12 protein-coding genes are annotated in these 21,771 nt (G+C 61.0%); 9 read left to right on the top strand and 3 right to left on the bottom strand.

Annotation, left to right across the window (positions count from 1 at the left end):
• Positions 1–30 precede the first annotated feature (30 nt).
• Positions 31–6,351 (top strand): alkaline phosphatase D family protein, encoded by a 6,321-nt coding sequence (locus AC07OO_RS05440; protein ID WP_495081034.1) that lies wholly within the window; start codon positions 31–33, stop codon positions 6,349–6,351.
• 145 nt (positions 6,352–6,496) lie between these two features.
• Here AC07OO_RS05440 and AC07OO_RS05435 read toward each other — a convergent pair whose 3' ends face one another.
• The 3 genes from AC07OO_RS05435 to hutU all read right to left on the bottom strand — a co-directional run bounded on the left by AC07OO_RS05435 (position 6,497) and on the right by hutU (position 11,257).
• Positions 6,497–7,786 (bottom strand): ABC transporter substrate-binding protein, encoded by a 1,290-nt coding sequence (locus tag AC07OO_RS05435; protein WP_495081033.1) that lies wholly within the window; start codon positions 7,784–7,786, stop codon positions 6,497–6,499.
• A gap of 172 nt (positions 7,787–7,958) precedes the next feature.
• A complete protein-coding gene (gene hutH, locus AC07OO_RS05430; RefSeq protein WP_495081032.1) occupies positions 7,959–9,515 on the bottom strand; it encodes a histidine ammonia-lyase in 1,557 nt (518 codons plus the stop codon).
• Positions 9,516–9,538: 23 nt separating this feature from the next.
• Positions 9,539–11,257, bottom strand: a complete 1,719-nt coding sequence (hutU, locus tag AC07OO_RS05425) for a urocanate hydratase (protein WP_495081031.1) — start codon at positions 11,255–11,257, stop codon at positions 9,539–9,541.
• A 152-nt stretch (positions 11,258–11,409) separates the two neighbouring features.
• Here hutU and AC07OO_RS05420 point away from each other — a divergent pair, with 152 nt between their 5' ends.
• The 8 genes from AC07OO_RS05420 to AC07OO_RS05385 all read left to right on the top strand — a co-directional run bounded on the left by AC07OO_RS05420 (position 11,410) and on the right by AC07OO_RS05385 (position 21,770).
• A complete protein-coding gene (locus AC07OO_RS05420; protein WP_495081030.1) occupies positions 11,410–15,543 on the top strand; it encodes a response regulator in 4,134 nt (1,377 codons plus the stop codon).
• Between the two features lie 25 nt (positions 15,544–15,568).
• The gene (locus AC07OO_RS05415; RefSeq protein WP_495081029.1) at positions 15,569–16,729 is read left to right on the top strand and encodes a hybrid sensor histidine kinase/response regulator; all 1,161 of its coding nucleotides are present in this window, start codon (positions 15,569–15,571) and stop codon (positions 16,727–16,729) included.
• A 71-nt stretch (positions 16,730–16,800) separates the two neighbouring features.
• Positions 16,801–17,511 (top strand): histidine utilization transcriptional repressor HutC, encoded by a 711-nt coding sequence (gene hutC / locus AC07OO_RS05410; protein WP_495081028.1) that lies wholly within the window; start codon positions 16,801–16,803, stop codon positions 17,509–17,511.
• Positions 17,508–18,095: a HutD/Ves family protein gene (locus AC07OO_RS05405; protein ID WP_495081027.1), complete on the top strand. Its 588-nt coding sequence runs from the start codon at positions 17,508–17,510 to the stop codon at positions 18,093–18,095. The genes hutC and AC07OO_RS05405 overlap by 4 nt, the downstream gene beginning before the upstream one ends.
• The gene (gene hutI, locus AC07OO_RS05400) at positions 18,092–19,309 is read left to right on the top strand and encodes an imidazolonepropionase (RefSeq protein WP_495081026.1); all 1,218 of its coding nucleotides are present in this window, start codon (positions 18,092–18,094) and stop codon (positions 19,307–19,309) included. Before AC07OO_RS05405 ends, hutI begins: the two co-directional genes overlap by 4 nt.
• On the top strand, positions 19,306–20,121 hold the full coding sequence (gene hutG, locus AC07OO_RS05395; protein ID WP_495081025.1) for an N-formylglutamate deformylase: 816 nt from the start codon (positions 19,306–19,308) through the stop codon (positions 20,119–20,121). Before hutI ends, hutG begins: the two co-directional genes overlap by 4 nt.
• Complete coding sequence (locus tag AC07OO_RS05390) at positions 20,111–21,490, top strand: formimidoylglutamate deiminase (RefSeq protein WP_495081024.1); 1,380 nt, start codon at positions 20,111–20,113, stop codon at positions 21,488–21,490. The genes hutG and AC07OO_RS05390 overlap by 11 nt, the downstream gene beginning before the upstream one ends.
• 34 nt (positions 21,491–21,524) lie before the next feature.
• Positions 21,525–21,770 carry a VF530 family protein gene (locus AC07OO_RS05385; RefSeq protein WP_495081023.1) on the top strand — a complete coding sequence of 82 codons (246 nt, stop codon included), beginning with the start codon at positions 21,525–21,527 and terminating at the stop codon, positions 21,768–21,770.
• Position 21,771: the final 1 nt, after the last annotated feature.

The following is a 21,771-nucleotide window of genomic DNA, read 5'->3' as shown; positions in this document are numbered from 1 at the left end:
CCAAAACAAGCAAATTACGGGGAGCGCGTAATGAAATGGTTGTCACGCAGTGTGGAGGAACTTATTGCCGGTGGGCTGCACGATGGAAAGGGTAAGCCCATTGTTCATGATGCAATCGTCGTGGGCTCAGGTTATGGTGGCGCAGTTAGCGCCTTGCGCCTGGCGGAGAAAGGGGTCAAGGTTCTTGTGCTGGAGCGTGGCGAAGAATGGGTCAGTGGTGAATTCCCCAATGACATTGGCAATGCGTTTGGCGCAGTGCGCATGGATAGACAATCGGCCACCAACATTACTGGTAGCGAGTCGGGCTTGTATGACTTTCGCGCCGGCGACGGTATTGGAGCCCTAGTGGGCAACGGCCTGGGTGGCACTAGTCTGATCAATGCAGGCGTGGTCATGCCACCTGACATACGAGTATTTGACAAGATGCTTGCCGCCGCAGGGGATGGCAAGCGACCAGCCTGGCCAAACGCACTGCAACTGGTTAATGGCACACTCCCCGAAGAGCTTGCCAATGCCTTTGCACAGGCGAAACAATGCCTTGGTGCCGAGCAGTTTGACACCGTTGATGTATGCACTGGCATTGACGAAAAAGGGAGTATTTCCTCGGCCCCGATGAAGCCGGAAAAGCACTTGCGCTTGCAAGAGCTTGGGCATGAGATTGCGCGACACAAAGACTCAAAGTGTTCAGTCACATTTGAGCCCGTGTCCTTGGCGGTGGCACTGGGTGGCGCCCAGGGCAATGAAAGCAACTACTCGCTTTTGGACACTTGTGTGGGATGCGGTGATTGCGTGTCAGGTTGCAATCAGAACGCAAAGAAATCGCTGAATACGACCTACCTCTACCAGGCTTATATTGCTGGGGCGCGCATGTTTACCGGTGTCTCGGTCTTGACCGTCAAGCAAGCAGCCGACGGGCATTGGATCATTCGGTTTGTGCGGACGCAAACACGGGCGAGACAACGCGACGGTGTTGCCACTCGGACGCTTAGCTTGCATGCCAGGCACGTTATACTTTCGGCCGGAACATTCGGTAGCACCGAGATATTGTTGCGATCGTCCGCACTCTCGAAGCGATCGAAGCAGGTCCGCAAACTGGCGGTTTCGGAGCAACTGGGGAAACGGCTTTCTACCAACGGAGACTCCCTGGCGTTTGGCTACATGCTGGACAAGCCCGTGAATGGAATTGGTATCGGGAGTAGGGAGCTTTCTGGCACTAAGACGGGGGTAGGGCCGACAATCACGGGCGCGATCAGGATTGACCACCCTACGGATGTGGAGAAGAGCATCTTGATTGAGGAGGGGGCAATTCCCGGAGCGATTGCGGGTTTGTTCCACGAGATGATCAGCGCCAGTGCAACCTTCGCGCAGTTGGACAATTGGAGTTTTCGAGGGGGCATCGGCGGCGGCAACCCCGACTGTGCTACTGACTGGGCAGCATTGCAGCCCGCAGGATTGGCCCGATCCCAGACGCTACTGGCCATGGGGCATGATCGCTCGTTGGGTTCTATTCTGTATGACCGCGACAAGGATCGCGTGGCAGCCAGCTACGCACAGAAGTCCCCGGAGTCTGTATACCGGTTGCAGGAAAAGCACCTAAGCAAAATTGTCGCCCAAGGTGCGATCTTCATCCAAAACCCGGTGTTGAGTCCCTTACCCGACCAGTTGCGCAGAGTATTGGATGCGCCCGTTCCCGGCAATGCTGTTTTCACAGTACACCCGCTGGGCGGGTGCTGCATGTCAGATTCAGTCGAAGCGGGCGTCGTCGACGACTGCGGAAGGGTCTTCAACCGATCAGGGCGTGCCGGTGAAACAGCTTGGCACCATGGATTGTATGTATTGGATGGTTCTATCGTTCCCACTTCACTGGGCGTCAATCCACTGCTAACAATTACTGCGCTGGCCGAGCGGGCCATGCATACATTGGCGCAAGAAATTGCCGATGAGGTTGGTGCCACTCCCCCAACCAAACGCAGACGTGCGCCTAAGGATACTCGGCAGTACTTGCCCGGCATCGCCCCGTACTATCCATACACGCAAGAAGTCAAAGTGAACTTCACTGAGGCGATGCGCGGCGAATTGAAGTTTGCTGATTCGACCCATAAGGCGCACCTGCTGCTGCATATGCCGATTGACGATATGGCTCTGTTCTGGGCTGATCGGTCACACCAGATTGTCATTCCCTCCCAGCGCGACATTGCTCCAGGCGACCGTGAGGAACTCCCGGCAGGCCTCAGATTGGATGAAGAAGATGAGAGAGGGGCGATCATATCCACGCGCAACCTGGTCATCACTTCGGGAGTGGTGTCTATTCTCCCGGTGGTTCATGCGCGGTTGGATCGCGCCGCGTCGCAAGTAGCCAGGACCGGCCTGACCTGGCTATTGGACCGGGGACTTGACGAGATTGCCCGTGCGTTCACCGATTACTTCACCGAGCACCCGAAGAGCCAGTCAGAGGCCGGTCTAGTGGAACGAGTCGCCGGATTTTTCAAGCTGGCCAAGCATGCCAGCGAAAGCCGGCACATGGAGTACAGACTCAACCTGATTGACGAGTATTCGCAAGGTGCCGAGCCCTACAAAACCTACACCTTGATTGGAACGAAACAAGTGGGCTACCCAGCGCAGTGGGGGGCCTTGTTAAGGAAGGCACTTGCAATCGATGCCCACTTGGACAGACCCAATGTTTGGGCATCATTTGGCGAGTTGACGGTGCGCATCATTGAGGCAAATGGCAACGAAGTGGGTCACGGAGTCCTGAATCTCGATCTGCTGGACATGACACGCATGCACGCCCCGCAGCTGGGTTTGCAGCGTGACACGCCAAACAACTTACTGATGCTGGCTGGATATCCGCTATGGTTTGCCCGGCTGCTGGTCAAAACCAGATTGTGGGATTTTCGGTTGCCGGACTATCCGGCAAGGGTTCCGGCGGAGTTCAATGCTGGTCGGCCCGAGGTTCCCACCAAAGATGTCCCTACACCGTGGCCCAAACTGCCACCTTTGCGGGTTTTTCCAACGGCAGATGCGGCAAGGACCATCAATATTTTTGCGCAGGACTTGCCAGGCTTCGAAGTGCCGCAGTCGAGGACGTCGAGCAAGACGGTGAAACTTAAACTGACGCGGTACCGACAAGAGGCGCTGCTTACTGAGCAGAGCGTTGTAGGTCAACCGATACGCGTGAAGGCCATGTTGATGCTGAACGGGTTTGCCCAGTCGACACTGGGCTTTGTGCCGCAGGAGCATAAGAGGCGGCCAAAAGGCCACGGCATTGATGAACCAGGGCTGGCTGAGTTCTTCTATGAGCAGGGCTTTGATATCTGGTTGTTCGACTACCGCACCAGTTCCATACTGGATGCGTCCAAGCTGCCTTGCACCATGGATGACATTGCCGAATTTGACATTCCCGCCGCAGTCAATCGCATGCTGGACACCTTGCGCGAGGAACTTGTCGACGCAAAACGTCTTGAAGGCCACGAGCCGGTACAGATCTACGCATTTGCCCATTGTGTGGGCGCGGCTTCCTTGGCAATGTCTCTGCTGGGTGGTTACCTGCAGAATGATTCTGATAAGGGAATTGGCAAGTTGGCCGGCGTCACTTTCTCGCAAATGCAGGCTTTCCTTGTTGGAAGCAAGACAGCGCAGTTGCGCTTACAGGTTGGCGGACTGTTGCGGGACACTTTGGGAATGGAGTATTTGCGACTGTCGGCTGCCGAGCGGCAAGCCACGCCCTTTGAGTCGCTTTTGGACCGCGTGTTTGCCAGCCTCCCGGTGGATCCAGGTGAGCACTGCCCGCATGAAAACGAACGCTACATTCCTCGCCCCGGTATTTGCACCTGCAAACGCATGAGCGGCACGATTTCTCGGCTGCTCAAGCACGACAGGATCAAAGAGGAAACACACGACCGACTGCCGATCTATTTTGGGCGTGCGAATACCAGCCTGCTGGTCCATGGTGGGCGTTGCGTCGAGAACGAGCGCTTGGTCAACGCCGACGGACAAAATGTCTACGTTACGGACGAAAACATCAAAAAGTACTTGCGCCTGCCGATTGCAATCTTGCATGGCGATGAAAACGCCTTGTTCAATGTGGAGTCCGCGCACAGGACCTTTGACCAACTGTGTCGCGTCAATCTGGACTTGAAGACTGCTGGCGTTTATCACCGGATCATTGCGAAGGGCTACGCGCATTTCGATTGCACGATCGGCTTTGGTCCGGACATGCATAAGCAGATCCTGACGCCACTGAAAGACTTCTACCGCAAAGCGTGGGACTCTCGCCCGGAGACCGTCAAGATTGCGCCCGCCGAATCACCGGTAAACGGTGTTCGCATTCAAGGAAAGGCACCGCTTGCTGGCCCCATAGTTGGCTGGACGCGCACAGAGAAGGTGGACGGGCAGGAGAGGCGTGTCTTCAGGGTTTGGATCGAAGTGGATGAAACCGAGGCAGACCCCGCAAAGTATGTTGTCACAATAGCAAGGGATATCCGTACGGGTCATTTCATTGCCGCTACGCAGTGGCCCATCATCCGCATTCCGTTGGTTAAGGTATCTGGCGTGCAAAGTCCGGACCTCACATACCCCCCTCTGGACAGCGACACGCCATACGTAGCCATCGCCATTGCCGATTTGGGTTTTGAACCCTCTGAGGATCCACACAACATCCACGTATCGATGTTCAGTGTGCATCCATTCAGATTTAACCCATTGGATGACCTGGTTGAAAATAGCCAACGGCGTGCAAATGCACCGGCCACCGCCGCAAGTAGAGCATCCGCAGCTTCTCAGTCCAGCATGTCGAATGGCGCTGGAGCGATGGGACGCCCCATCACTGCTAAAGAACTTGTTATTGCCAATAAACTGGATCGCAGTCCTGGTTTTGGGGGCCTTCCTTATAACTACATCAGGTTTCCTAAGGCCGGGTTGAGGAATGCCGATCTGTACTCGCAGTTTGCTAGCGTTTGGCAGGGTCTGACTGGCGTTGAGCGAAGTGTTGACCCGTCCAAAGCTGCACAAACCCAACTGTTCGCATCCCGCAATGGCGCTCAAGCGTTGGCCGCCCCAATCAGTAAAAAGGACGCCGACGCACTATGGGAGACGCTGACGTTCAAAGACGCAATGCGCCGCGATACTGCGCTGCGTGGTGATCCGCATACTCTGTCACGCAAGGCAAGACAGGTGCCTTCCAGTCAGCCGTATCCCTACACTGCAAGAATCCATTCCGCTTTGCTGGATAGTGCGCGTGCATGGCGCGGGCTGCGCTTTGTCGCTGCTTGCTGCCGCTATCCGGGACTTGCCTTTGAGGATCTGCGCGCGGATGCTAGTTTTGAAAAGATTAGCGAGTTGCTGAACAGCGATGCGGGTGGTTTCCGCGACTTCATGTTCATGTTGGGTGACCAGATTTATGCCGATGCGAGCGCCGGCATTATTGATAGCCCTTCTCCCATCGAGAAAATTGCCTTGCGCAATCGCAAGGCCTTCAGCACTAGCGGGTTCAACCGCGTGACTTCGCAGCTCCCCACCTATATGGTGATTGATGACCATGAACTTGGCGACAACTGGTCCTGTGACGATCTGCGATCACGAAGTCCCGGCACCAAAAGAAAGGCGAAGGCGCTCTTTGAAGCGGGATACACCTCGTTCACGGCCTATCAATGGGCTCACTCCCCCAGAAATGTGGACGCGCCTGGGTTTAACTATTCGTTTGAAGAGAAAGAAATTCCGTTTTTTGTACTGGATACCAGGACTCAACGAACCCGCTTCAAAGGAAGCCCTCGGGTTTGCGCGCAAGCACAACTCAAAGCTTTGGAGGAATGGCTGCAGAAAATCAGCCCGAAGGACGCGAGGCCGAAATTCGTTGTGAGCGGCTCAGTGCTGGCGCCCGGTTTGCGCAAATGGCAAGTCGCAAAGGGACTGACGGACCCCATGGCCGAGTCATGGCAAATGGCTACGCAGCAGCGGGCGGCGGTGCTGGAAATGATTGCGGCTATTGGGGTGAAGAACGTGGTTTTCCTGTCCGGTGACTACCATTGCAGCGCCACCGCAACCTTGGCTTTCGGCGCCGATCTACGGGCATATGCAATCGTCACGCCGCCGCTTTATGCACCTCTTCCAGGTGCGAATACTCTGGCTAGCGAGGTTCTGGACTCCGAATCTATTGCAATTGGGAAAGGGGCCAAGCGAAAGACCGTCGCAGTGACTGCAAGGGCTCGCGATGGACAAGGGTTTGCCGATATCCATGTCGATCGCCTCGCAGACGAACAGTGGCGGCTGAGTGTGCATTTCTATTTGCAGCAACTCGACGAAAAATCTCCGCGCTATCAGGTGCAATCGGAGCACTTTTTGTTGTCATCCTAATTTTGTATTAAAAACCTATTTTGGGTTATTTGATGGCTGTCCACAGGAAATATTGGAACTGGCCCTCGTCTGTGTTGGGTGTGATGCTATATATTTAGTAGCGTTTGTTCGGTGATGGTGAAAATGACAACCCATCGATATGCGCTCAGGGTAGTTTGCGGCTCTGCCTCGGCTCCGCGGTCAGTGCCAGCTTGGCCATGGTGTCGTCAGCCGCGATCTTGTCGTTGTTCCAGAACTCGCTGACAGCTGCACGCAGCGCGGCCTGTGCCGCTGTGGAAACTGCCATGCCGTGGGCCACCGATGGCACCAGGGTGGCAGCCTTGGACGCGGCCGCAAAATCCTTGCTGGAAGTCTTGGCGCAAGCGTCGAATTTCTCCATGTCCATGTTGAGGCGCGCGGGAATCGAGCCTTTGCGCAGATTGAACTTCTCCTGGAAGTCTTGGCCCATCAGCAGATAGGCCAGATAGCCCTGGGCCTTTTGCGCCTCCCAGGCCTTGAGCTGAAACATCGCGAATGAATCCACGTTGAAGGTGTAGGCGTTGGCCGTGCCTGGCGCGGCGGAGCAACTGAAATCCACGCCGGGTTGCTGTCCGGCCGCCAGAAACTCGCCCTTGGCCCAGTCACCCATGAACTGGAACCCGGCCTTGCCCTTGATGACCATGTCGGTCGCCGCATTCCAGTCGCGCCCGGTGGATTTGTCGTCTACATACGATTTGAGGCGGCGGAACACTTCCAGGGACTGGCGCATGGTGTCGCCCGTCAGAGCGCGCTTGTCCAACTGGACGAGGGCGCTGCTATAGAACGAGGCGCCACCCACGCCCAGCACCACGGACTCGAACACCGTGAAATCCTGCCAGTCCTGGCCGCCGTGGGCGATGGGGATAAAGCCGGCGGCCTTGATCTTGTCGGCCGCGGCAAAAAAGGCGTCGTAGGTCGTGGGCAGGGCGGTGACCCCGGCTTTGCTCAACACCGCGGTGTTGGCCCACAGCCAATTGACGCGGTGTACGTTCACCGGCACCGCTACATAACGGCCCTTGTGCTTCATCTGGTCGGCGATGACCTTGGGCAAGAGGTCGTCCCACTTCTCAAACGCCGCCATGGCGTCCAGATTGGTCAGCACATTCAGATCGGCCCATTCCTGGATGGTCGGCCCCTTGATCAAGGCCGCAGCGGGTGCGGAGCCGCCCAGCACGCGTTGCTTGAGCACGGCCATGGCGTTTTGACCGCCACCGCCGGTGACCGTGAAGTCTTTCCAGCTATGGCCGCGCAGGGTCATCATGCCCTTGAGTTCGGCCAGCGATTTGGCCTCCCCGCCCGATGTCCAGTAGTGCAAGACCTCCACTTCGCCCGCATGGCTGGCCGAGCAGAGCAGCAACGCAATGCATGCCAAAGCGCAGCGGGCACAAATATCCCTGCCGTAGGCAAGTGTCAACATTCTGTCTCCCCAAGCGTTAGCCGTCGCGGACCGAAAGGGTTACGTGGCTTGTATTAATTAATTGTTAATTAATATGAAAATTACGCCTACTGGGGATTTCCCTTGACTCCCGTTTGTGGAGACTTTGCCAGGCAAGAATGCGGGGCCGAGGTGGGCACGACCCTTACAGCGCCTATCCCAGACGCAACGCCGTCAGTTCGTGGATCTGTGCCTCACCCGCCAGCCCGACACGGCCCTGCGTGATCAGTCCGCGTACCCGTTCCATATCCGGCGCCAGGCTGCGGTCCACCATCATGGCGGGGGATACGGAGCGCACCAGTTCCAGAATGCCTTCCAGCACGGGCGAGCTTTGCAGCGGACGCAGGAACTCGATGCCCTGCGCAGCAGACAGCAACTCGATGGCGACGATGTATTCGGTATTGCGCAGCATCTGCTGCAGGCGCCGCGCGGCGAAGGTGGCCATGGAGACATGGTCCTCCTGGTTGGCGGACGTAGGCAGGCTGTCGACGCTGGCGGGGTGGGCCAGGGATTTGTTTTCCGAAGCCAGTGCGGCGGCCGTCACATGCACGATCATGAAGCCGGAGTTCAGGCCCGGCTCCGGGGTCAGGAAGGCCGGCAGGCGCGACACCACGGTGTCCACCAGCATCGCGATACGGCGCTCGGCGATGGCGCCAATCTCGGCAATGACACAGGCCAGCGCATCGGCCACCAGGGCCACGGGCTCCGCATGGAAGTTGCCGCCCGACAACATAGTGCCACTGTCCGCAAACACCAGCGGGTTGTCGGTGACGGCATTGGCCTCGCGCAGCAGCACATCGGTGGCATAGCGCATCTGGTCCAGGCAGGCGCCCATGACCTGGGGCTGGCAGCGCAGGCAGTAGGGGTCTTGCACGCGGTCGTCGCCTTCCAGGTGCGATTTGCGGATGGCGCTGCCAACGGCCAGCGCGCGGTAGGCCGCAGCGCAGGCGATCTGGCCGGGCTGGCCGCGCACGGCGTGGATGCGGGGGTCGAATGGGCCGTCGCTGCCGCGGGCAGCGTCCAGGGTGACGGCACCGGAGATTACGGCGGCTTCAAACAGGCGTTCGGTGGCCAGCAGTGCGTCAATGGCCAGCGCGGTCGACACTTGCGTGCCATTGATCAGTGCCAGGCCTTCCTTGGCCGACAGGCGTATGGGCTCGAGCTTGGCCTGTGCCAAGGCCTGGGCCGCGGGCATGCGTTGGCCTTCAAAGAAGACCTCGCCTTCGCCGACCAGCGGCAGGCACAGGTGGGACAGCGGCGCCAGATCGCCCGATGCGCCCACCGAGCCTTGGCAGGGGATCACGGGTGTGATGCCGAGGTTGTAAAACGCAAACAAGCGGTCAATCACCAGCTCGCGAATACCGGAGTAGCCCCGCGCAAGGCTGGCGGCCTTGGTCAACAGAATCAGTCGCACCACCGGCTCCGCCATGGGCTCACCCACGCCCACGGCGTGCGAGCGCAGCAGGTTGATTTGCAGGGTCTCCAGGTCGGCCTGGGCAATGCGCTTGTTGGCGAGCTTGCCAAAGCCAGTGTTCACGCCGTAGACCGCAGCGTCGCCCTGGGTGGCGGCCTGCACCATGTCGGCGCTGGCGCGGATGGCGGGGCGGGCGGCGGTATCCAGGGTGATGGTGGTGGGGCTGGCGTGCAGTTCGCGCAGTTGCGCCAGGGTCAAGTGACCGGGTTGGATTTGCATGGTGGTCCGTTCGTTCATTCGTATCGCGGTACAGGGGTAGATCAGGCTGCGGCTGGGTTCAGCATGGGCAGGTTCAACCCATTGTCTTTGGCGCTCTGCAGCGCGATGTCATAACCCGCGTCGGCGTGGCGCATGACACCGGTGGCCGGGTCGTTGAACAGCACGCGGCCCAGCTTGTCGGAGGCATCTTGCGTGCCGTCGCAGACGATGACGACGCCGCTGTGCTGCGAATAGCCCATGCCCACGCCGCCGCCATGGTGCAGGCTGACCCAGGTGGCGCCGCTGGCGGTGTTGAGCAGGGCGTTGAGCAGCGGCCAGTCGCTGACGGCATCGCTGCCGTCCATCATGGATTCGGTCTCGCGGTTGGGGGATGCAACCGAGCCGCTGTCCAGGTGGTCGCGGCCGATGACGATGGGGCCTTTGAGTTCGCCGTTCTTCACCATCTCGTTGAAGGCCAGGCCGGCGAGATGGCGCTCGCCCAGGCCGATCCAGCAGATGCGTGCGGGCAAGCCCTGGAAGGCAATGCGCTCCTCGGCCATGTCCAGCCAGCGGTGCAGGCCGGCGTTGTTCGGGAACAGCTCCTTCATCTTGGCATCGGTCTTGCGGATGTCTTCGGGGTCGCCACTGAGTGCCACCCAGCGGAAAGGACCTACCCCACGGCAGAACAGGGGGCGCACGTAGGCGGGCACAAAGCCGGGGAAGTCAAACGCGTTCTTCACACCCTGGTCAAAGGCCACCTGGCGGATGTTGTTGCCGTAGTCCACTGTTGGGATGCCCATGGCCTGGAACTGCAGCATGGCTTGCACATGGTCGGCGCAGCTGCGGGCCGCGGCGGCCTTCAGTTCGGCGTGTTGCGTGGCATCCTTTTGCGCGGCCTTCCATTGCTCCACGGACCAGCCTGTGGGCAGGTAGCCGTTGATCAGGTCGTGGGCCGAGGTCTGGTCGGTCACCAGGTCGGGGCGGATGGCCGTGCCGGCCTTGCAGCGCTCGGCCAGCGCCGGTAGTATGCGCGCCGCGTTGCCCAAGAGGGCGATGGACACGGCCTTCTTCTCGGCCGTGTATTTGGCAATGCGTGCCAAAGCGTCGTCCAGGTCCGTGGCCTGCTCATCCACATAACGGGTGCGCAGGCGGAAGTCGATGCTGCTTTGCTGGCATTCGATGGTCATCGAACAGGCACCGGCAAACGTGGCGGCCAGTGGCTGCGCGCCGCCCATGCCGCCCAGTCCCGCGGTCAGCACCCAGCGTCCGGCCAGGTCGCCGTTGTAGTGCTGGCGGCCGGCTTCCACAAAGGTCTCATACGTGCCCTGCACGATGCCCTGGCTGCCGATGTAGATCCAGCTGCCGGCCGTCATCTGGCCGTACATCATCAAGCCCTTGCGGTCCAGTTCGTTGAAGTGTTCCCAGTTGGCCCACTGGGGCACCAGGTTGGAATTGGCGATCAGCACGCGCGGCGCGCCCTCGTGGGTGCGGAACACGCCCACCGGCTTACCGGATTGCACCATCAGCGTCTCGTTGGCCTTGAGCTTGCGCAGACTGTCCAGAATGGCTTCAAAGGCAGGCCAGTTGCGCGCGGCCTTGCCGATGCCGCCGTAGACCACCAGTTCGTTGGGGTTCTCAGCCACTTCGGGGTCCAGGTTGTTCTGGATCATGCGGTAGGCCGCTTCGATTTGCCAGTTGGCACAGCTCAACTCGGAGCCACGGGGTGCGCGCACGGGGCGGGCTTTGGCGTCGGAAAAGGGGGATTGCGAGGGTGTAGCCATGGTGGTGCTCCGGGGCAGTATGAAGGTACGATGTGATTGTAGTGTAGTTGTCTATACAACTTTGTGCAATAGAGGGTTAACCCCAGGTTTTTTTGCGTTCCTGAGCCGCCAAAAAAGTGGTCCACTGTGGGTGTACAAAGGAGCCCGCGCCGATGCCGCAACACGTCATCAACCGTTCACGCCGCAACTACAACCAGTGGGTCGCCAATGAGTCGATTGAAGACTACGCGCTGCGCTACTCGCCGGCCAGCTTTCGCAAATGGTCGCCGCGCACGCTGGCCGCCACGCTGATTGGCACCAACTCCGCACTGTCGTACGAGGCCATAGGAGCACTGCTGCTGCTGGACTATGGTTTTGGCAATGCCATGTGGGCCATGGTGTTCGCTGCGGTCATCATCTTCGCGGTCAGCCTGCCGATCTGCCACTACTCGGCACGGCACAGCATCGACATGGATTTGCTGACCCGGGCTGCGGGTTTCGGCTATGTGGGCTCCACCTTCACGTCGCTGATCTACGCCTCGTTCACTTTCATCTTCCTGGCCATCGAGTCGGCCATCATGGCGCAGGCGCTCAAGCTGTGCTTTGGCTTGCCGCTGTGGGCCGGTTATATCGTCTGCTCGGTCGTTGTCATTCCGGTCGTGTTTTATGGGGTCACGGCTATCAACCGGCTGCACAAATGGACGCAGCCGTTGTGGCTGGTGCTGCTGTTTTTGCCGTTCTATTTTGTGCTGACGCGCGAGCCCGCGGCCTTTGCCTCCCTGGCGCAAATCAAGGGGCAGGTGTCGGGTGGTGCGGGGTTTGACGCTTTGCAATTTGGCGTCGCGGCGGGGATATCTTTTGCGTTGATTGCGCAGATTGGTGAGCAGGTCGACTACCTGCGCTTCATGCCGGACCGCACGAAAGAGAACCAGACTAGCTGGTGGGTCAATACCCTGGCCGGTGGGCCGGGATGGATCGTCATTGCCTTTGCCAAGCAATTGGGCGGTGCGCTCTTGGCGGCCCTGGCAGTGCTGGCGGGCATTTCCATTGTGGACGCCAAGGAGCCGATTGCCTTCTTCAACCTGGCCTTCCGCTATGTGTTTGACAACCCCGGTACGGCCTTGCTGGTCGGCACACTGTTTGTGGTCGTGTCTGAACTCAAAGTGAACGTCACCAATGCCTACGCGGGATCCCTGGCCTGGTCGAACTTCTTCTCGCGCGTCACGCATGCGCACCCCGGCCGCGTGGTCTGGCTGATCTTCAACAGCGCCATCGCCCTGCTGCTGATGGAGCTGGACCTGTTCGAGGCCATGAACAATGTGCTGGGCCTGTACTCCAATATCGCCGTGGCCTGGATCTGCGCCGTGGTGGCCGACCTGGCCGTCAACAAGCCGCTGAAACTGAGCCCGCCCATCATCGAGTTCAAGCGGGCGCATCTGTTCGACTGGAACCCGGTGGGCGTGGGCAGCATGGTCATTGCCAGCGTGGTGTCCACTATCGCGTTCAGCGGCGCCTTTGGCGTCTATGCCCAGGCCTACTCCTGGCTGATTGCTGCGGTGCTAGCCTTTGTGCTGTCTCCGGTGATTGCCTACCTGACCAAGGGCAAGTACTACATTGCCCGCAACAGCGCCTTTGCCCACAGTTCGCAAGACACGGTGTTGTGCCAGGTCTGCAACCAGAACTATGTGATGACCGATTGCGCGCACTGCCCCTTCCACGGTGGCGCCATCTGCTCGCTGTGCTGCACGCTGGAGACCAATTGCAAGGACCAGTGCAAGCCCGCGGTGAAGCCCGTGCTGTCTTACTACCACGCAGCGGTGGCCACTGGCTTGGGCACCGTGTTCAAGAATGGCGTCTCGCGCCAGAACGCGCTGCGGGTATCCAATTTCATGCTGCTGTGGGGCGTGATGCTGGTGTTGATCGGTGTCATGGTGTGGATCACGCTGCCGTCCGCCAAGGCAGCCTTGGACCCCACGGCCACGGGCGCCATTGCGGACTATGCCTACCGCCTGTTCTTCTCGTTGGCGGTGTTCTCCAGTATTGCGACCTGGTGGATGGTGTTGGTCAACGAGAGTCGCAACCTGGCGGAGGAAGAGTTGCGGGCCGCCAAGGATGTGGCCGAAACCGCGACCCAGGCGAAAGGCGAGTTTCTGGCCAATATGAGCCACGAGATCCGCACGCCAATGAACGCCATCATCGGCATGTCCTACTTGGCCCTGCGCACCGACCTGAACGCCAAGCAGCGCGACTACATCAACAAGGCGCACAAGGCGGCAACCTCACTGCTGGGCATCATCAACGACATCCTGGACTTCTCCAAGGTAGAGGCTGGCAAGCTGGAGCTGGAGCAGATCGAGTTCAGTCTGGACGAGGTGCTGGCCAATGTGTCCAACGTCACCTCGTACAAGGCCCATGAAAAGGGCCTGGAGTTTCTGTTCCAGACGCCGCCCAACGTGCCCATGGCCCTGGTAGGCGACCCCCTGCGCCTGGGCCAGATATTCACCAACCTGATCAACAACGCTATCAAGTTCACCGATACGGGTGAGGTGCGTGTCAGCACCGAATGCCTGGCGCGCGAAGAAGGGCGGGCCCAACTGCGGTTCACGGTGCAAGACACCGGCATCGGCATGACGCAGGAGCAGGTGGGCAAGCTGTTCCAGGCGTTCTCGCAGGCCGATGGCTCCACCACGCGTAAGTACGGTGGCACCGGCCTTGGCCTGTCCATCAGCAAGCAACTGGTCGATTTGATGCAAGGGCAGATTGCTGCCACCAGTGTGCCGGGCCAGGGCACATGCTTCGTCTTCACCTGCTGGTTTGCGCTGGCGCGCAGCGCCCCCGTCAAGAAGCAGTTGATTCCCCAGGCCTTGAATGGCCTGCGGGCTCTGGTGGCCGATGACAACGCCGCCGCCCGCGAGATATTGTTGGGCATGCTGTCTGGTATTCCCTTTGATGTGGACACTGTGGGCTCGGGGGCTGAGGCGGTGGCGGCAGTCAAGAGCGCGGCCGGCACGGCACGGGCTTACGACATCGTGTTCATGGACTGGCGTATGCCGGGCATCAATGGCGTGGAGGCGACCCGCCTCATCAAGAGCGACACCAGCTTGGCCAAGACGCCTGCCGTGGTCATGGTCACGGCCTTTGGTCTGGACGAGGTGCGCACGGCTGCGCAGCAGGTGCAGGCCGATGGCTTCCTGGTCAAGCCCGTTCACCAGTCTGCGTTGGTGGATGGCCTGCTGGAGATATTTGGCTATGTCGAAGGCGAAGCTGTGGCCCGCGCGGCGTCTACCCAGCATGTGGATCTGCAGGCTGCCCGCGTGCTGCTGGTGGAAGACAACGCCATCAACCAGCAGATCGCCACCGAGTTGCTGCAAAGTGTAGGTGCGCGCGTTGACGTGGCAGACAACGGCGCCATCGCCTTGCAGATGCTGGAACAGGCCGATGACGCGTATTACGACCTGGTCTTGATGGACTTGCAGATGCCCGTCATGGATGGTTTCGAGGCCACACGCCGCTTGCGCCAAAACCCCCGCTTTGCGGACCTGCCCATTGTGGCCATGACCGCCCATGCCCTGGCCAGCGAGCGCGACAACTGCCTTGCGGTCGGCATGAACGACCATGTGACCAAGCCCATCGATCCCGACACCCTGTTCAGTGCCCTGGAGCGTTGGTGCCGGCGCAGCGTGGTGCAGTCAGCTGTTACAGCAGTTCCGGCGGTGGAACCCGCAGGCGTTGCACCGTCCGACGGCGGCTTGCTGGACACGGTGGCAGGCTTGCGCCGCATGGCCGGCAATGCGGCGGCCTACAGGGGCGTGTTGGCCCAGTTTGCCGAGCACCACACTGGCGCGGCCGATACCCTGCGTGCCTTATGGGCCCGTGGCGACCAGGCCGGTGCCGAGCGCCTGTTGCACACCATCAAGGGGGTTGCAGGAAATCTGGGCTTGCAGGCGCTGTCGGCACATGCTGCAGTGCTGGAGCAGTCCGTACAGCAGGGCTCTGCCCAGGCGGATGCCATCGCCGCATTTGAAGCCCAATTGCGTGCGGGGCTGGGTGCGGTGGCCGATGCGCTGGCGACGCGTACGCCCGACGCAGCGGCCAGTACCGCCCCGTCCGCCACTGCCTCAGCGGACCAGGTGCGCGCCCAACTGGCCCGCTACCTGGCCGAAGACGATGGCGAGGCGTTGTCGTATGTCGTTGAACATGCCCAACCCTTGCGCCAGGCGCTGGGTGATGCAAAATTTGCGTTGCTGGAGAAGGCAGTTCAGAATTTTGAATTCAAGAAGGCTGCGGCTGTTCTTGCAAACGATTGAGTGCCCGCCCAGGAAGAAGCAAGCGATGACATCTCCCGACTCCTCCTCCATGTTGAAGACCGTGCTGGCGGTAGACGACACACCCGAAAACCTGGCCGTGGTCAATGCGCTGCTGCGGGGGTTGTACAAGGTCAAGGTCAGCAGCAACGGTGAGCACGCCTTGCAGATTGCCGCCTCCGCCTTGCCCGACTTGATTCTGCTGGACATTCTGATGCCGGGGCTGGACGGCTACGAAGTCTGCCGGCGCCTGAAGGCCGATCCCGCCACCCAGGACATACCGGTGATCTTCCTGACCGCCAAGTCGGACGAAGAAGGCGAGCAGCAAGGCTTCGATCTGGGCGCAGTCGACTACATCACCAAGCCCATTAGCCCACCCTTGCTGCTGGCCCGTGTCAAAGCCCAGTTGTCGCTGAAAGAGGCACGGGACGCGCTGCAGCAGCGCAACCGCGAAGACAAGCAGCGGTTTGAGCTGGCGATGGCACAGCAGGTGGAACTCAATGCGCTGAAGTCCAGCTTTGTGTCCATGACCTCGCATGAGTTCCGCACGCCGTTGACGACGATACTGTCCTCGCATGAGTTGCTGTCCTATTACGGCGACCGCCTGTCGGCCGAAGAAAAGAGCGAAAAGCTCGGCAGCATCGAAGCCGCCGCGCGGCGCATGGTGGCCATGCTGGACCAGGTGCTGACCCTGGGCAAGGCTGATGCCAATCTGCTGGAGTACCGGCCCAAGTCCATGAACCTGGCCCTGCTGTGCAGGCAGCTGACGGACGAGGCGCTGGCGGCCTGCATGTCCCCGGACGGCCAGCCTGCTCAGCGACTGACGCTGGACGACACGCTGGGCACCGAGACCGCTACGGCCGACGAAAAACTGCTGCGCCACATCCTGGGCAATCTGCTGTCCAATGCCATCAAGTACAGCCCCAATGGCCAGGCGGCCAGCTTCCGCGCCAGCCGAGACGCCCAGGGTCTGGTGTTCACGGTGCAGGACCGCGGTATTGGCATACCGGCAGACGAATTGCCCAAGCTGTTTGGCAACTTCCACCGTGCCACCAATGTGGGCGACATTCCCGGCACGGGCCTGGGGCTGTCCATTGTCAAACGTGCGGTGGAAAGCCATGGGGGTACTATCGCGGTAGAGAGTGAATTGGGCAGCGGCACCTGCTTCACGGTGCGCATTCCGCAGTAAGGGTTTGCCCCGCACCATGTTGTCTATACAACTTGTACAATCCGCTGAATCCAGCAGACCATTTGTCTCCTATGCCCCAGAATCCATTGCCCGCTTACGAACAGGTCAAGGCCTTCGTCAAGGCCCAGATCAACAACGGGGTCTGGCGCCCCGGTGACGCGGTGCCCAGCGAGGCCGCGCTGCAGCAGCAGTTTGGCTTGAGCCGCATGACCGTCAATCGCGCGGTCAAAGAGTTGGCGGTAGAAGGCGTTGTGACCCGGGTCCAGGGTTCGGGTACGGTGGTGGCCCAGTTGCACCGCATCTCCAGCACCTTGGCTGTGCGGGACATCCATGAGGAAATCCTGGAGCGCGGCCATACCCACAGCACCACCGTGCTGCTGGTCGAAACGGTTCGGGCCGATGCGGCCCTGGCGCAGTCGCTAAAGGTGCGTACCGGGTCCAAGGTTTTTCACTCGGTGCAGGTGCACTTGGAGGATGGCGTGGCCATCCAGTTTGAAGACCGCTATGTGAACCCGGCCTCGGCCCCCGGTTACCTGGATGCCGACCTGACCCAGACCACCCCCACCCACTACCTGCTGGAGCATGCGCCCCTGACCGAGGCCAGCTACTCCATTGAAGCAGCCTTACCCAGTGCCTACGAAGCCAAGGCCCTGGACATCAGCGCCACGGCACCCTGCCTGGTGATGACGCGCCGCACTATCAGCGGTACCCGCGTTGCCAGCATTGCCCGCTTGATCTACCCTGGTGTTCGTTACAGCTTCAGTGGGAATTTTCAACTATGACCTGGCGCACCATCCATCTGGCCGACGTGACGGCCACCCCTTGGCGCAATGGCGGCGGCCTGACCCGCGAACTGGCGGCCTGGCCCGGCGACGGTGCCTGGCGCTGGCGCATGTCGGTGGCCGAGGTCACGGCCAGTGGCCCGTTTTCCCGCTTTGACGGCATCACGCGCTGGTTTGCCGTGCTCAAGGGCGCGGGCGTGGCGCTGACGGTGCGTACCCCGTCCGATAGCGAAGACCTGGTGGTGTGCGAGCACCAGTTGACACTGGCTGAGCCTGTGCTGTGTTTTGACGGCGGCGCCAGCACCCACTGCCAACTGCTCGACGGCCCTACCCAGGATTTCAACCTGATGGTCGCCGACAACTGCCTGCCCGCGCGCATGGTGCGGGTGCGGGGCGAATTGAATGTGCTGGCCAATGCTCATAAAACGATAGCGATATACGCAGTGGATTCGCGGGCTAGCGTCCGGTTTAACTCGGAGGACTTGTTCGTGCCGGCCGGCACGTTGGTCTGGCGCACGCTGGCCAAAGCCGCCGCGGTGCATATCCAGAGTGAGCATGCACTGTGGATGGAGTTGTCGGCATGAGTCTAGAGATTTGGACCCACTGCCGGGTGGCCACGATGGCGCCCGATGCGGAACACCCCTATGGCCTGGTGGACGATGCCGCGTTGGTCGTGGATGGCGAAGCTTTGGTCTGGGTAGGCCCACGTTCGGCATTGCCTTCCGACCTGCTGGTGCGCAGCACGGCGCAGCACGATGCGGGCGGTGCGCTCATCACGCCGGGCTTCATTGATTGCCATACGCACCTGGTCTATGGCGGTGACCGCGCCAATGAATTCGAGATGCGCTTGAATGGCGCCAGCTATGAAGACATTGCGCGTGCCGGCGGTGGCATTGCCTCTACTGTCCAGGCTACCCGCGCCGCCACGGCGGCAGAGTTGCAGCACGCCAGTGGCCGCCGCCTGCACAAACTTGCGCAAGAGGGCGTGACCACGGTCGAGATCAAGTCGGGCTATGGCCTGTCGTTGGAGCATGAGCGTAAATGCCTGGCCGTGGCGCGCACTTTGGCGCACGACCACGCCGTGGATGTGCGCACCACCTTCCTGGGCGCGCACGCCGTGCCGCCCGAGTTTGCCGGCCGTACCGATGACTATGTAGAGGCCGTGCTGCAGATGCTGCCAGCCCTGCATGCCGAGGGCTTGGTCGATGCGGTAGATGGCTTTTGTGAGCGCATTGCCTTCAGCACCGCGCAGATGGAGCGCGTGTTTGCCGCGGCCCAGGCGCTGGGCTTGCCGGTGAAGCTGCATGCCGAGCAATTGAGCGACAGCGGCGGCGCGCAGCTGGCTGCACGCTACGCGGCCCTGAGTTGTGACCACCTGGAATGGCTGTCGCCCGAAGGTGCGCAGGCCATGGCCGCGGCTGGAACGGTGGCCGTGCTGCTGCCCGGCGCTTTCTACTTTCTGCGAGAGACCAGGCTGCCACCCATTGCGCTGCTGCGCAAGCATGGCGTACCCATGGCCGTATCCACCGACAGCAACCCTGGCACCTCGCCTTGCACCTCCATGCTGCTGATGCTCAATATGGCTTGCACGCTGTTCCGGTTGACACCGGAAGAGGCTTTGGCCGGCGTGACCCGCCACGCCGCTGCGGCCCTGGGATTGAAGGACCGCGGCGTACTGGCAGCGGGCCAGCGCGCCGACTTTGTGCTGTGGGATGTGAAACGCCCGGCCGAGCTGAGTTATGCACTGGGCAGCAACCCCCGCCTACAAACCATTTTCAAGGGACAAACAGTGCAATGAGCACACCACACCCGGTCTACACCTTGCAGCGGGGCACGGTGCCCTTGCTGGTCAGCATGCCGCACATCGGCACCGATATTCCCGCAGATCTGCAAGCGCACTACGTGCCGCGTGCATTGCAGGTGGAGGATACCGACTGGCACTTGCAACGCCTGTACAACTTCTTGGGTGAACTGGGCGCCAGCGTGCTGATGCCCACCACGTCGCGCTATGTGATCGACCTGAACCGCCCGCCGGATGATGCGCCCATGTACCCCGGTGCTTCCAACACCGAGCTGTGCCCCACGCGCTTCTTCACCGGTGAGCCGCTGTACCAGGCTGGCCACGAGCCCCATGCACAGGAGCGCCTGCGCCGCCGCGAAGCCTATTGGCAGCCTTACCACAGCGCATTGGCCGGTGAACTGGTGCGCCTGAAAGCCCAGCACGGCTTTGCACTGCTGTGGGATGCACACAGCATCCGCTCGGAGCTGCCGTGGTTGTTCGAGGGCCGCCTGCCGGATCTGAGCCTGGGCACGGCCAGCGGTGCCAGTGCCGACGCGCGCATAGCTGACGCCGCCATGCAAGCCTGCGCAGGCCATCCGCACATCAGCACGGTGCTCAATGGCCGCTTCAAGGGCGGCTACATCACCCGCCACTATGGCCAACCTACCCATGGCATCCATGCGATCCAGCTGGAGATGTGCCAGCACCTCTATATGCAAGAAGTGTCTCCCTATGCCTACGACGCTGCACAGGCCTCTCGTATCCAGCCGGTTTTGAAGAAAATGGTCTCCAGCTCTCTAGAAGCTTGCGTCAATTGCTATGAAAAGTGAAGCAAAGCAATTCCTGGCACCCCAGGCATGGGTGCAGGGCGCCTGGGCGAAGGATGTGCTGCTGGAGGTTGGCGCAGATGGCCACTGGAGCCGGGTGCAGGCCAACGCCACCACCGAAGAACAGGCTGGTGCCACGCGCCTGAGCGGCCCGGTGCTGCCCGGTGTGGTCAATGCCCATAGCCATGCTTTCCAGCGGGCCATTGCGGGCCTGACCGAACGGCGCAGCGGCGGTGCTGCCGCGTCCGACGATTTTTGGAGTTGGCGCGACCGCATGTACTCGGCCGCCAATCGCGTCACGCCCGCGCAGTTGGAAGCCATCGCCAGCCAGCTCTATGCCGAGTTGTTGAACGGCGGCTACACCCAGGTCTGCGAGTTCCACTACCTGCACAACGCGCTGGACGGTTCGACCTATGCCGACCCAGCCGAGATGTCGCTGGCCCTGGTGCGTGCGGCCCGGCGCACGGGCATGGGCTTGACGCTGCTGCCCACGCTGTACATGCGCTCGGGCTTCACCGCCGCCGGCCTGCGCGAAGACCAGCGCCGATTTGCCTCTACGCCCGACAGCATTGCCCGTGTGGTCGAGGCCGTGCAAGCCCACACCGGGGACGATGCCCGCATCAATGTGGGCGTGGCCATCCATTCGTTGCGCGCCGTCAACCCCGCAGCCCTGCGCGAGCTGGCTGCCTACGCACAGCGCGGTGGTCTACCCGTGCACATCCACATCGCAGAGCAAACGCAGGAGGTGGATGACTGCCTGGCCCATACCCACCAGCGGCCGATTGAATGGCTGCTGAACCATGTGGATGTGGACGCCCGCTGGAACCTGGTGCATGCCACCCACACCACGGCCGGCGAGTTGGCAGGGGTTCAACAGCGCGGCGCGTCCATCGTCATCTGCCCCGCCACCGAGGCTAATCTGGGCGACGGCGTGTTTGACCTGCCGGGCTACGCGGCCGTGCGTGGCACATGGTCCATAGGTTCAGATAGCCATGTCACCCGCCGCTGGAGTGAAGAGCTGCGTCTGCTGGAGTATTCGCAGCGCTTGACCCAGCGTAAACGCAACGTGGCCGCCCAGACCCTGGGCCCGCTCAGCAGCGCTGCCGCCTTGCTGGAGTGCGCCATCGGCGGTGGCCATAATGCGACCGGTTTGGCACTGGGCGGCATCGCCGTGGGTCAGCGTGCCGACTTCGCGGTGCTGGATGCGCAGTCATCTGCACTCCTTGGCGTGCCGGCCGACCATATGCTGGATGCACTGGTCTTCTCCAGCCCCGATGCGCGCCTGGACGCCGTCTATGTGGCTGGCAGCCCCGCACAGTGTGGCGGCGATGCTGGCTTTGCCGCTGCCATGCACGCGCTATGGGGTGTGTAGCCAGCGGTTGGAGGACAATGGCGCCTGCACCACCATGACCACGACAAGCGCCCAACCCCGCAACCCCTTGCACGGCAAGACCCTGGAAGCCATCGTCACGGAGTTGGCCGCGCACTACGGCTGGGCCGAGCTGGGCCAGCGTATTCCCATACGCTGTTTTACGCACGACCCCAGTGTGAACTCCAGCCTGAAATTCCTGCGCAAGACGCCGTGGGCGCGCGACAAGGTGGAAGGGCTGTACCTCTACATGCTGCGCGAGGCGCGCCGCCACGGAGCCTAGT

The sequence above is a fragment of the Rhodoferax sp. GW821-FHT07G04 genome, assembly GCF_059418585.1.
Note: the sequence above shows the minus strand (reverse complement) of the source record. Positions and strands in the feature narration are given on the sequence as shown.